This is a genomic window from Pseudoalteromonas sp. NZS71 (assembly GCF_015864715.1).
GTDB lineage: Bacteria > Pseudomonadota > Gammaproteobacteria > Enterobacterales > Alteromonadaceae > Pseudoalteromonas > Pseudoalteromonas arctica.
Genome location: NZ_JADYWS010000014.1, coordinates 81,730 through 95,357, shown reverse-complemented (window position 1 = coordinate 95,357; position 13,628 = coordinate 81,730). Strand labels below are relative to the sequence as shown.

At 38.1% G+C, this 13,628-nt stretch carries 10 protein-coding genes; 2 read left to right on the top strand and 8 right to left on the bottom strand.

Features of this window, described 5'->3' with window-relative positions; all coding sequences use genetic code 11:
* Positions 1–22: 22 nt before the first annotated feature.
* The 4 genes from I6E85_RS11035 to I6E85_RS11020 all read right to left on the bottom strand — a co-directional run bounded on the left by I6E85_RS11035 (position 23) and on the right by I6E85_RS11020 (position 6,156).
* On the bottom strand, positions 23–3,082 hold the full coding sequence (locus I6E85_RS11035) for an ATP-binding protein (protein WP_024589213.1): 3,060 nt from the start codon (positions 3,080–3,082) through the stop codon (positions 23–25).
* 275 nt (positions 3,083–3,357) lie between these two features.
* The gene (locus I6E85_RS11030) at positions 3,358–4,566 is read right to left on the bottom strand and encodes an ABC transporter permease (RefSeq protein ID WP_024589212.1); all 1,209 of its coding nucleotides are present in this window, start codon (positions 4,564–4,566) and stop codon (positions 3,358–3,360) included.
* Positions 4,559–5,347: an ABC transporter ATP-binding protein gene (locus I6E85_RS11025; protein ID WP_007586825.1), complete on the bottom strand. Its 789-nt coding sequence runs from the start codon at positions 5,345–5,347 to the stop codon at positions 4,559–4,561. The genes I6E85_RS11030 and I6E85_RS11025 overlap by 8 nt, the downstream gene beginning before the upstream one ends.
* Positions 5,344–6,156, bottom strand: coding sequence for a DUF3025 domain-containing protein (locus I6E85_RS11020; protein WP_024589211.1), 813 nt, complete (start codon positions 6,154–6,156; stop codon positions 5,344–5,346). The genes I6E85_RS11025 and I6E85_RS11020 overlap by 4 nt, the downstream gene beginning before the upstream one ends.
* Before the next feature lie 113 nt (positions 6,157–6,269).
* On the opposite strand from I6E85_RS11020, the gene I6E85_RS11015 reads away from it, so the two are divergent.
* Together I6E85_RS11015 and I6E85_RS11010 are read left to right on the top strand one after the other, a co-directional pair.
* Positions 6,270–7,895, top strand: coding sequence for a M28 family metallopeptidase (locus I6E85_RS11015; RefSeq protein WP_024589210.1), 1,626 nt, complete (start codon positions 6,270–6,272; stop codon positions 7,893–7,895).
* A 160-nt stretch (positions 7,896–8,055) separates the two neighbouring features.
* Positions 8,056–9,231: a putative manganese transporter gene (locus tag I6E85_RS11010; RefSeq protein ID WP_197103004.1), complete on the top strand. Its 1,176-nt coding sequence runs from the start codon at positions 8,056–8,058 to the stop codon at positions 9,229–9,231.
* Positions 9,232–9,299: 68 nt separating this feature from the next.
* Here I6E85_RS11010 and I6E85_RS11005 read toward each other — a convergent pair whose 3' ends face one another.
* The 4 genes from I6E85_RS11005 to I6E85_RS10990 form a co-directional block, all read right to left on the bottom strand.
* The gene (locus tag I6E85_RS11005; RefSeq protein WP_197236965.1) at positions 9,300–9,665 is read right to left on the bottom strand and encodes a DUF805 domain-containing protein; all 366 of its coding nucleotides are present in this window, start codon (positions 9,663–9,665) and stop codon (positions 9,300–9,302) included.
* A gap of 149 nt (positions 9,666–9,814) precedes the next feature.
* A complete protein-coding gene (locus tag I6E85_RS11000; RefSeq protein WP_197236964.1) occupies positions 9,815–11,398 on the bottom strand; it encodes a dihydrolipoyllysine-residue acetyltransferase in 1,584 nt (527 codons plus the stop codon).
* An 8-nt stretch (positions 11,399–11,406) separates the two neighbouring features.
* Complete coding sequence (locus I6E85_RS10995; RefSeq protein WP_008171214.1) at positions 11,407–12,384, bottom strand: alpha-ketoacid dehydrogenase subunit beta; 978 nt, start codon at positions 12,382–12,384, stop codon at positions 11,407–11,409.
* Positions 12,384–13,598: a thiamine pyrophosphate-dependent dehydrogenase E1 component subunit alpha gene (locus tag I6E85_RS10990; protein WP_010552681.1), complete on the bottom strand. Its 1,215-nt coding sequence runs from the start codon at positions 13,596–13,598 to the stop codon at positions 12,384–12,386. The genes I6E85_RS10995 and I6E85_RS10990 overlap by 1 nt, the downstream gene beginning before the upstream one ends.
* Positions 13,599–13,628: the final 30 nt, after the last annotated feature.

Sequence of the window (13,628 nt, the reverse complement as noted above, 5' to 3'; positions counted from 1 at the left end):
GCTGATTCTCATTTAATCACTATTAACTTAGCCAGGTGATTAACTTATCTTTTAGCGTTCTTGGCTTGATTGGTTTAGTAATATAGTCGTTCATGCCTGCAGTTAAACAACGTTCTCTATCACCTTCCATCGCGCTTGCTGTCATAGCAATAATAGGTATGTAAGTGTAGTCTACCCCGGCCTTACTATTTCTGATTTCACTTGTTGTATCGTAGCCATTTAAATTAGGCATTTGGCAATCCATTAAAATAACATCAAAAGCTTGCTCTGTGTTTTCTCTCAATGCTTCTAATGCTTCTACACCGTCTGATGCACAGGTGATTTTTACTTTAGTGCGTTTTAAAATCGCCTTAGCTACTTCAATATTAATCATATTATCGTCTACTAATAATATATGATAAGCAGATAGGTCTGGCTCTACTTGTTCTTCTGTTAAGCCTTTTGGTGGCGCTATAATGCAATCATTACTGGCACCAAATAAGCTGGCTAACTTATAGCTAAATTGATCTTGGGTAAGCGGTTTATTTAGAATGTGGCTACCCTCAGGTAATATCATTTTAGTCGGTTTATCGGTCACCATGTCGCGTAAAATTAAGACGTACTTTTTATTAAACTGCTTACAGTAATCAATTAACGCATCAATTTGAGGATGCTCATCGTCAATTAATAATAAGTCAGCTTCAAACTCTTTATGCTCACTAAAGTAGTCGAGTCTTAAAATGTTTTCTGCATTTACTTTACAGGTTAGTAGCAATAAATCGCACACGTTTTTATAAACGTTATCGCGCGCTATTAATGCCGCTACGTTAATACTTGTAGCAAGTTCAATACCTGTGTTTAGTTTTTTCTCTTGTGCTACATGTAGCTCAACTGTTGCGGTAAAGGTACTACCAGCGCCCTTTTCACTTATAACCGTAATATTACCACCCATTAACTGAGCAAGTTTTTTACATATAGACAAGCCTAAGCCTGTACCACCAAAATGACGGGTTGTACTTGAATCTTCTTGTGTAAACACTTCAAATAGTTTGTCTATGTTCTCTGGCGCTATACCAATTCCCGTGTCTTTTATTGTAAAGCTCATTAATAACTTTGAGTCGGTAATGTACTTAGAGCCGACAGTTAAACTTACTTCACCTCGGTGAGTAAATTTAAATGCATTATTAACTAAGTTAATTAAAATTTGTTTAAGTCGATGGCTGTCGCCAATAACCATTCTATCTACTACATCTTTTGTATCTAAGAATACTTCAAGACCTTTGCGCTGGCCCTGTAACGCTAAAGAGCTAATCATATCGCTACATACTGTAACAACATCAAATGTATGATTATCAATATCAAGTTTACCCGCTTCTATTTTAGAAAAATCGAGAATATCGTTAATCAAATTCATCAGAGAGTTAGCACTACTATTAGCTAATTTTAAGTAATGGTATTGTTGTTCACTTAAGCCATCTTCTTTGAGCATTTCAAGCATACCCAAAACGCCATTCATCGGTGTGCGTATTTCGTGAGATATATTTGCTACAAAGTCACTTTTTGCTTGGCTCGCTGCTAATGCTTGATCAATTGCTCGCTCTAGCTCAACAGTCCTTTGTGAGACTTTTAGCTCTAAAGTACTGTTTAAGCCTTCAAGCTCTGATTGAGTATTTTTTAATGAACTAATATTTCTTAAAATAGCCGCTACCTGATAACGGTTATTGTAGACATCAAAAATACTACTGAGTGTAATTGAAAAGTATTGTTTGTTGCCATAACCATCTGTGTAGATAGCTTCAAACGGTATTTTTGATCCGTTTGAAATAGTCTCTTCTATACAGTTATTATCGGCTTCATTTAAGTTAAATAAAGAAACAAAGTCAGGGCTAGTGCCTGAGATTGAATTACCGAAAACCTCTTTAGCTGTATTATTAAAGTGAACAATTTCGCCGTTTTGCTCAATTGTAAAAATAGCATCCAAAGAATTTTCTATTACTTTATTGTTTTGCTCTTTTAGAGAATTAATTAACAACTTACGGTTTATAAAACGTTGGTATAAAAAGGCAATAACTAAAAATACGCTAAAGAATACCACTAGCATTGCAATAAAGTTTTGACGCCTTTCGTTCACCTTTGCAAACAACGTTTTAGTATCAACACTTACACCAAGCTCTAAAGGTAACATCGCAATATCACCATCAAGCGAAATACGCTTTTTTAACGTGTAAGCAATTGGGTAATTACTTAGCGGTAAAGTGCCTTGCTCTGCCATTGTGCTTGCAGTGGAAAATTCTTCAGTCCATGTTTTTGCTTTATTAAATTCAAAACCGAAGCGTAATTGAGAGTTTGGATGATATAAAAATTCACCTTCATTATTCATTAGGTAAATTTGTGTTCCTTGTGGAGATTCAACCGTTAAACTTTTTATTAATTTATCAGCAAAGTAGTTAGTGACTAATATTGCAAAAATTTTATTTTTTTCATCAAAAACAGGCTTAGCTACACGAAAAGTACTTATATAAGGTTCTTGTATCTGCCCATTTTCACGGTTGTAGTTAATAGGAGAAATATAAACACTTTTATTATCGAGCATACTCGCTTTTATCATGTAATCGCGTTGGCCTTTCTTTTGTAATTGCAGGCCTTGCAGTCGATTAATTTCTCCGAGTTGGTTTCTATCAACCCTGACAACTTCTTGCCCACCATCTGCGAGAATAATATAGCGAGCCTGAAGTATGCTGTCGTCTGTGCGCATAAAACCACTAAAAATACTCGCTAAGCGCTCTTCCCAAACGTCAATGTGCGTGCCTAACAAGGGATCTATTTTCTTGTTTTCAGTGGCGCGAGTAATGCCTTTAATCGGGGGCGTTGCGTCTAAAAAGCGAATAGCGGTAACACTATCTTTAAGATGCTTTTTTAGTGAAAGGCTTTTTGTTTCAAGCTCACGTTTTAATTCTATTTGGGCTGAATTATAAACATCACTTCTTACTTTTTGGTCAAACAAATACAGAGATGGTAAAGCTATAAGAACAAATATTATTGTTGCAACGAGCATTAGTCTATTATTTTTTGTCACATTCAAAAAATTATTCTTTTTCAACATTTACCTTCACCATAAATTTTTATTGTTATTAGTATAGAGCATTAACGAAAGAATTGGACCATCTAACTAATCGGTTATCGTTATAATTTTTATAATAAAAAGACTAAATCATTAGTTTTATTTAGAGCGCACTCTCTATATGAATTATAAATGAATGCGCGTTCCCGTATTGACTCACGCAGCTTATAAAGTAGTTGTTTCAACCGATTATCCCTTTAAAATATAAAAGGTAGCCAATGCTACCTTTTATATATTTTTAGAGTGCTAAATCTACATTATCTAAATAGTACATCTTCTCTGTTAAACCATTTAACGCAAAATGCCAGTAGTCCAGCCGCAATGATTGCAGTAGCTAAAAATATTAAGCCCACAAATGTGTAATCAACAGTCCCTTTTACTATTTCTTTAATCGCTAAAGCCACGTTTGTAACAGGAATGAATGCTGTTTTAGCAGTAAGCTCCATATTTGGCATTATTGAAATAATAATAGGGAAAAATACACCCATGCTAAGCGGAGCCATGTAGTTTTGCGCTTCTTTAAACGTACGTGCATAAATAGATATAGCCAAAGCTAAGGCTGAGAATATAGCAGCCACAGGTAGTAGCAGTACAAATATCATCAGTAAATCGGTTACCGCTAATGTACTAAATGCCGCTTTAATAAAATCAAGATCAGCAAATGCTAACGCCAGTGCTATCCAGCAACCCATACTCAAGACCGTTATGGTTGTGGAGGCAATGGATGTAGTTAACAAAGTTATAAATTTACCAAGCACCAGCTCTGTACGCGTAATAGGTGTAAGTAGGAGTGTTTCTAGTGTGCCGCGTTCTTTTTCGCCAGCACCTAAATCAATAGCGGGATAAGTAGCCCCCATTAGTACTAATGGTATAAGTAAGTAAGGTAAAAACCCGCCAATTTTTTCGCCAAGGTTTTCACGTTTATCGGCTGTATCTACTTTAATGACTTCAATTGGATTAAGAATGGATTTTTGAACAGACTCTTCAATACCAAAACTAATCAGCTTTTGAGTTTGCAGCACGTCACTGTATTCTTTTGCGAGCTCTTTAACGCGTTCGAATAAAAAATTGATAGATTTTGAATCGTTAAATACAACCTGCCACTGGCTTTGTTTTCCATCATCTAATGTTTGCTCAGCATGGCTTGGTAAATAAATACCCATATCAATATCGCCAGCTATAACACCAGCTTTAAGCTCTTCAATGTTATTAAAGGTTTTAGCCCCTTTATAAAGCTCAAAACTTTTGTGATAAAACACTTTATCAGTAAACTCTTGTGCGTATTCACCATTAATAATGGCATACGTATTTACTTTTTGTTCTGCATCCATCGCTGCTTGTGAGCTTATAAATGCCATTACGGCAAACAATAACGGAAATATAGCGACAGGGAGCGCAACAACAAATAATAGCGTTTTTTTGTCGCGTAATAACTCTCTTAATTCCTTTTTAAATACCTCAAACATCATGTTTCTCCGTTAATATGTTCATAAACGCTTGATTAAGCTCATCACTATTACCTGCTTGTTTAAATTCATCTACTGTTCCGTCAAAGCAGCTAATACCTTCGTTAATTACAGCGACTCGGTCGCATAAAAGTGCAACTTCATCTAAATGATGGGTAGAAAAAATAACAGGAGTACCTTGCGCCTTTAAACCCTTAATAAATTGAATAACGGTTTGCGTGGTCATTATATCCAGACCCGTTGTTGGCTCATCAAGTACAACAACTGCTGGGCGATGCACAACAGCACGCGCAATATTTGCTTTTTGCTTCATACCTGTTGATAGGTTTTCTGCGCGTTTATCTACAAACTTATGCATATCAAGCAATGTAAATAGCTCATCACAACGCGATGCAATATCGCTTTTGCTCATACCGTGGAGCTTTGCAAAATACTCTATGTTTTCTTTTACAGTTAAGCGGCCATACAAACCGGTAGAGCCCGATAAAAAACCGATAGACTTACGTCCCAGTAGCGGTTTTTTTACAATGTCGTTTCCGGCAATTGTTATTGAGCCTTCATCGGGCTTTAACGCGGTTGAAATCATTCTAAGTGTAGTCGTTTTACCCGCACCATTTGGGCCTAGCAACCCAAGTACTTCACCCTTTGCGCAGCTAAAACTCACATCTCGTACTGAGTGAAAGTAATCTTTATCTTCACGAGGGTCGATGTCGTCTATTTTATTTTTTTTGTGATCTTTAGTTAGCTTAAATTTCTTTTTAAGCCCAGCAACTTCTATCATGTTCGTATCCTTCGTTTCGCTCTAAAATAATCTGTATTGTTGTAAAAAGAGTCGTCTTTGTTTTCGTCATGCCAGCCTGGCACACCTAATAAAGGCAGTGGTGAAAGCTGTTTGTTATCGGCTAAGCAGTTATCTGTATTAATCATCTCATAAAGGGCTTGGTCTAGGTACTGATATTGAGTAACTAAATCTTTACAAAATATTTCATCCGGTACACAAACAAACAATGCTTTACCCGTTAAACCTATATAAGGTTTGGTGAGCATTTCATAATTAGCATGGCCAAACATAAACGCTTTAATGCTTTTTCCCCATTCGCTTTTATGCTCAACAAATGCTGTTTTCCATTGATGATCGCAAAGCCACTGCTGCCATTTACTCTCACTTATAGCTAATACAACACCACATTCATCAAAGAGCGTTAGTGCATTACGATGCTTAGTACGCTTTTGCAAACCATGCTCAGCTATATCTTGCACATGACGCTGGTTAATAAGTGCTTTGGTTTTAGGAAATAAACACCAAATAAAGCCACCAAATAAGTCATGCCAGTTCTCACTGCGTGTAGGTACAACACCCGTTTCAAAAATAACTTGTTCGTAATAACGATCGCCAAAATCTACCTTTGCATCATCTTCAAAAGTAATAGGAATATTATTCGCATTAATAGCGGTTAAAAATGGAGAAAACCACTGCGGCGCCGGCCAATCTGTTAATTCGTTAACTTTAAACAGCTCACGTAAATGCGCAAATGCACCTGTTTCTAGACTACTGATTTGCCACTGCTCGGGGGGAGTAAAACGCTTCATTTAAACCTTTAACAATTTATGCCTATAATTTACGAGAAGTTTACCGCAAAAACTGGTTCTACTTAATAGAAGTTAATATACTAATCACAACTTAAAACAAAAAAAGAGCTGACATGAAACATTATTTCTCTCTCACACTCCTCGCTACTGCTGTTTTAGCAGGTTGCGCAACAACAAGTATTACACCTACTGATGTAACAAATGGTTATAACAGTATTCAAGCTGATGAATTGGCTAAACATGTAAAAGTACTCGCATCAGACGAATTTGGTGGTCGCGCTCCTTCATCACCTGGCGAAAAGCTAACGCTTGATTATTTAACTGCGCAGTTTAAAGCCCTAGGTTTAGATCCAGGTAATGGCGACAGCTACTTACAAGAAGTTCCACTTGTGTCGCTTGAGGCTGATGCAAACATGGTATTAAGTATTGGTGGTAAAGACTATCAATACAAAAAAGACATGGTTATGGGTAGCAGCCGCATAAGCACACAAGAAGGCATAGAAAATTCTGAACTTGTATTTGTGGGCTACGGCGTTAACGCACCTGAATACAATTGGAATGATTACGAAGGTTTAGACGTTAAGGGCAAAACGGTTGTAATGCTGGTTAACGATCCGGGTTTTGCAACAAAAGACCCTGCTTTATTTACTGGCGACGCAATGACCTATTATGGGCGTTGGACATACAAATACGAAGAAGCGAGTCGCCGTGGTGCTGCAGGTGCAATTATTATTCATGAAACAGCACCTGCATCTTACCCGTGGTCAGTAGTTGAAAACTCATGGAGCGGTGAGCAGTTTGGTTTTCAAAAAGAAAACAACAACATGGACCGTGTAGCTGTTGAAGGCTGGGTTACAACTGACGTAGCAAAAGAGCTTTTTACTAAAGCAGGTTTAGATTTTGATACCGTTAAAACGAATGCTGCCAAAGGTGCTTACCATGTTGATATGGGCGATTTAACTGCTTCTGTTACTATTAAAAACACGATTAAAAAATCGGTGTCGTATAACTTTATCGCCACTTTACCTGGTAGTGAAAAACCAGATGAGCATGTTATTTACTCTGCTCATTGGGATCACTTAGGTACAGACAAAACACGTAAAGGTGATCAAATTTACAACGGTGCTCACGACAATGCAACGGGTACCGCTGGGCTAATTGAAGTAGCTGAAGCCTTTACTAAATTACCAAAGCCCCCTAGCCGCTCAATGACATTTTTAGCGGTAACTGCTGAAGAGCAAGGCTTATTAGGGTCTAAATACTATGCAGCAAATCCAGTGATTGCAGCTAATAAAACAGTCGCTAACATAAACATGGATAGCTTAAATTTATTAGGCAAAGTAAAAGACATGAATGTGGTTGGTATTGGTAAATCACAAATGGATGAGTTTTTAGAAACTGCGGCTAAAGAGCAAGGCAGAACAATATCAGGTGATCCTAAACCATCATCGGGTGGCTATTACCGCTCTGATCACTTTGCATTTGCAAACATGGGCATTCCGGCTATGTACGCAGGTGGTGGTACTGTGGCTGCTGATGAAGAAACGGCTAATTACCGTAAACGTATGAGCTTAGTACTTCGCGGTTGTTACCATCAACCATGTGACCGTTACCGTGATGAATGGGATTTATCGGGTGCTGTTCAAGACTTACAATTATTTTATAAGGTAGGTTTTGATATTTCTGAAACAGAACAGTGGCCAACGTGGAATACAAACTCTGAATTTCAGCGTAAGTAGCCCAATTTAATCACAGCCTTTAATTCAAATTTAAACTAACTTAGATTTGGCTATCGAAAAACTCAAACAGAGTAATCGATTTAAATAGATATAAATGATATTGATTATCATTTAATTAAAATATACAGTGTGACCTAGTTAATTTATTAGGTCGCATTGTATGATTTCACTCCCTCACATTGGTTTTATTACTCCTGCCTCAAAACGATTTTTGAGCCAAAACAAACGCTTACTGCTGCCTTTATTTATTTTAACTTGCCTTGCAATACCGCAATTACGCGAAATAACAATGACCGCACTAAGTGATGCATTTTTTCAAGTGAGTGTGTTTGTTGCTGCTACCCTTTTAATTTATTACTACGCTATAGAACAATTACCTCAATTAGAGCTTAGTTATTTAGGTGCCAAGTCCCCTATTTTAGAAATTAGCTTTGCAGCGGTTTTAGGTGCATTACCTGGCTGTGGTGGGGCTATTATTGTGGTTACTCAATTTACAAAAGGCCAAGCAAGCTTTGGTGCTATTGTTGCTGTGCTAACAGCTACAATGGGCGATGCAGCATTTTTATTACTTGCTACCCGCCCTTCTGAAGGCTTGTTAATTATGGGAATAGGGTTAGTTGTGGGTACATTTAGTGGTTTACTGGTTAATACAATACACAAAAAAGACTTTTTACGCCCAACAGCGCAAGAAAAAAAGCACCAAATTAAAATACTCTCAACTAACATTATTAAAATCAGTAAACCGGTTTGGATGGTAGCAATTATCCCAAGCCTTATAATTGCATTTTTGATTGCCTTTAATGTTGATTTTTCACAGTTTGGTGCAAGCACAAGTACTTTAATTACGCTATTTGGTGCATTAATGGCTTTATTTATTGTGAGTATTTGGGCACTTTCGTCAAGAGGTGAAAGCTATCAAGAAGTAACGTCAGAAGACGATGCATGTAACCCCCCTTCTAAAATAATAAAAGTATTACAAGATACCCATTTTGTAACGGCATGGGTTGTAGCCTCTTTTATGCTATTTGAGATTTTGGTTAACATTGCAGGTCTTGATTTAAAAACGTGGTTTGTACATTACGCCTATTTGGCCCCATTAATTGCAGTGCTTATTGGATTTTTACCCGGCTGTGGTCCGCAAATAATTGTTACAACGCTTTATATTCAAGGCATTATTCCCTTTAGTGCTTTAGCAGGAAACGCAATTTCTAACGATGGTGATGCGTTATTTCCAGCAATAGCAATGGCGCCCAAAGCTGCAGTTATAGCTACACTTTATACGTCTATTCCCGCATTAATAGTTGGTTATGGGTTGTATTTTTTTGTTGAAATTTAAAAAATGAGATTTAAAAAACACAAAAGCTCAGCAATTGCTGAGCTTTTAACATGTTAAGTTATTCTTACTTATACAGTTGCTGGTTCTGCTGCTAATTCTTTAGGATTTGGACCAAAATCGTTTTCACCTTCGTGCGAATCTTGCGCAAGAAAAACAATTAAAACTATCCAGCCAATGATTGGTATTAACCAAAGCAACTGCCACCAGCCTGAACGGCCTGTGTCATGTAAACGACGAGCGCCAATACTTAAGCCAGGAATAAATAGCGCTAAGCTATAAATAGAGCTTACGAACATTGTGTTTGTAATACCATCTATAACACTTGTTAAAAGCGAAAAAATAATATTAATTAGCATAAACATCCAAAATGCTTTACGACGATTACGGCCTGAAAAATCTGCGTAGCTACGCAACGCGTTCATATAATATTCCATGAAATTTCCTTAGTGTTATTTTTTATATTCCCTAACGGGGTTAATCTAATTACTTTTTAGTAACATTTGTATCTTAATTAAAAACAGCTGACATTAAAACAAAAAACCAGCTAAAAGCTGGTTTTTATTAAATATTAACAATTTAGCTATTAACTCATAGCCATCATCATTGCCGATGGGTTTTCTAAGTACGATTTCCATAGGTTATTAAAGCGAGCAATAGTGCCCCCATCAATAACGCGATGATCGCCAGACCAGCTCACTTGCATAATAGCTTTACTCACAACCTGCCCACTTTCATCAAAACGCGGTAGATGCTGCAGTTTACCTAGCGCAACAATAGCCACTTCTGGTTTATTAATTATAGGGGTCGCAATAGTGCCGCCAATAGCTCCAATGTTAGAGATGCTAATTGTCCCACCTTTTAAATCATCGGGTGCAACACGGCCTTCTCGCGCTGAATGAGTTAAACGGGTTAAATCATTTGCCACATCAACAATGCTCTTACTCTGGCACGATTTAATATTAGGCACTAACAAGCCAATTTTAGAATCAACCGCTATACCGATATTATGATCGTTATAATAGGTAAGCTCTGAGCATTCATCGTTCACTTTTGAATTAAGTACAGGGTACTCTTTCATTGCTAGCGAGAGTGCTTTTACAAAAAATGGCATCATGGTGAGCTTAACGCCTTGTGCTTTGTACTGCTCTTTTAAAGAGCTACGCAAAGCTATAAGCTGTGTTAAGTCTATTTCATCACTAAACGTAAAGTGCGGAATAGTTGAAACCGAAGCTACCATTTGCTTAGCCATGGCCGCTTTAATGCCTTTAATTTGCTCTACTCGTACGCCACCGCTTTGATTCTGTGTTTGGTTTTGTACTGCACTTTGAGAAGCATCGCTATTAAGCGGTGAAGTATCAATAGTATTTGGCACTTCGCCTTTTACAAACTCTTCAATATCTTGCTTGTAAATACGTCCATTTTTACCACTACCTGGTACACAGGTTAAATCAACATCTAGCTCACGTGCTTTACGACGAACCGCAGGTGATGCAACCGCTTTTTGATTGATAACTTTAGCAGCTTGCTGTGTTTTAACAGGGGCAACTTTTTCAGCGACGGCATTAGTTTGAGCCTTTACGACCGCTTGGTTTATATCAACATTTGGTTTTGCTGCACTGCCTGCAATTGTCATTTGAAACAACGGGCTATGTACTTTTGCTATTTCACCTTTCTGGTAATATAGTTTTTTTACTGTGCCTGTATATTTTGCCGGAATTTGTACTAATGCTTTGTCGGTCATTACGTCACAAACCGCTTGGTCTTCTTCTATTTCGTCGCCTTCAGCAACTAACCAATCAACAATCTCACACTCAACAATACCTTCACCAATATCCGGTAATATAAAGTCCTCAACCACATCAGCTGCATCATTAGTTTTATTTTCAGCTTGTACTGGCTCTTGTACTACTTCATTGCTAATGCTTTCACCTGCTACATCCATAGCGAATAAAGGGGCATGTACTTTAGCAATCTCACCTTTTAGATAATATAGCTTTGAAATAACGCCATCATGCACTGCCGGAATTTGTACTAATGCTTTGTCTGTCATAACATCGCAAATTGGTTGATCTTCAGATACGGTATCGCCTTCTTGTACTAGCCATTCAACTACTTCGCATTCAACAATGCCTTCACCAATATCGGGTAATATAAAATCTTTAGCCATGGTAACCCCTAAAAATCCATTGATTGTTTAATTGCAGCCAACACTTTTAGTGCATCCGGTACGTATTCTTTTTCAAGTGCCAGCGGGTATGGAGTATCTAGACCACATACACGTAAAATTGGCGACTCTAAGTGCAAGAAACACTCTTGTTGTATTGTTGCAGCTATCTCTGCACCAAAGCCATTGGTTATAGGCGCTTCATGACTCACGATTAAACGGCCGGTTTTAATAACCGATTTAGCAATCGTTTCAACATCCCATGGTAAAATACTACGAAGGTCAATAACTTCACAGCTTATACCTTGCTCACTTGCTTGCTTTGCTGCATCTTCAATAATCTCCATTTGAGCACCCCACGCTAAAAGCGTAATATCGGCACCCTCTTGCACTACTTCAGCCGTGCCTAATTCAATACTATAATCTTCTTCTGGCACTTCGCCAATTGATGCACGATATAAACGCTTAGGCTCAAAAAATATGACCGGGTTATCATCTTTAATTGATGCACGTAATAAACCTTTAGCTTGATAAGGGTTACGCGGTACAACTACTTTCAAACCCGGTGTGTGCGCAAAATACGCCTCGGGTGATTGTGAATGGTATAAACCACCAGCAATACCGCCACCATAAGGTGTACGAATAGTTAAGTTACCCACATTAAATTCATTACCACTGCGATAACGAAATTTAGCGGCTTCATTTACTATTTGATCAAACGCTGGGAAAATATAATCCGCAAATTGAATTTCTGCCAATGCAGGCGCACCAAAAGCTGCTAAACCATTAGCAAAACCTAAAATACCTTGCTCGGTTAAAGGCGTATTAAAAACACGATGTTTACCGTACTTCTCTTGCAAGCCCGATGTTGCTCTAAATACACCACCAAAGTAACCAACATCTTCACCAAAAATACAGGCTTGAGGGTGTTCATTCATCGTAATATCGAGAGCAGAGTTAATTGCGTGGAGCATGTTCATTTTAGCCATTACTTAATTCTCCCTGCGGTTACTGGGTAAGCATCTGGATGCTGTTTGATATGTTCTTTTAGTTGCTCGTACTGGCGTTGCAATAATGGAATTGGTGTATCGTAAACGTCAGATACCAGTTCTTCTAAAGCGGGCTTTGCAACAACTTCAGCACGTTTAAGCGCTGCTAAAATTTCTTCACGAATCGACTCTTTTGCTTTTATATCGTCTTCTTCGTTTAACCAGTCTTGCTTGACCAACCATTTTCTAAATTTATCAATAGGGCACGTTTGATGATTAGCTTCTTCATCTTTAGAGCGATAACCACTTGGATCGTCTGACGTAGAGTGCGCACCCAAACGATAAGCAATCGATTCAATGAGTACAGGCTCACCTTGTGTTGAGGCTATTTCGCGTGCTTTTTTAGTCGCCGCATACACAGCAAGTGCATCTGTGCCATCAACACGAATTGTTTTAATGCCATAACCCACACCACGCGAGGCAATACCATCGCCTTTAAATTGCTCATCAGCAGGGGTTGATATTGCATAGCCGTTATTACGTGCAAAAAATATAACCGGCGCTCTGTGAACAGCGGCCATATTTAAACCGGCATGAAAGTCACCTTCAGATGCAGCACCTTCACCAAAGTAACAAATAGTCACATTATCAATTGTGCTGGCAAGCTCGCCTGTTTTAGCGTCGATGTGCTTTATTTTTTGGCCATATGCATAACCCGTTGCCTGTGGTATTTGCGTACCCAATGGCGATGAAATTGTCATGTAGTTTAGCGCTTTAGACCCATAATGAATTGGCATTTGACGACCTTTGCCTAAATCCAATTCATTTGAAAACATTTGGTTCATAAATTGATCAAGCGTAAAGCCACGATAATGCAGGGCTGCCTGTTCACGATATTGAGCCATGATCATATCGTCTTGATCAAGTGCAGCAGCAGAGGCTGTAACTGCGGCTTCTTCGCCTAGGCATTGCATATAAAAACTAACACGGCCTTGGCGCTGCGCGCCTTGCATACGTTCATCTAACAAACGTATAAAACGCATTGTTTCATATAACTTAATAGCGGTATGTTTTGAAATGTCAGGTGCGGTTGCACTAGGATGAATGTCGCCGTCCTCAGTTAAAATACTAAGGGTTGGAATATTAAGTGCTTGACCATCAATAAATTCAAGCTCGTGGTTAATATTCAGCGATACGTTATTTGGATTACTCATAACCTACCTTCTTTTGTTGTCGGTAAAACA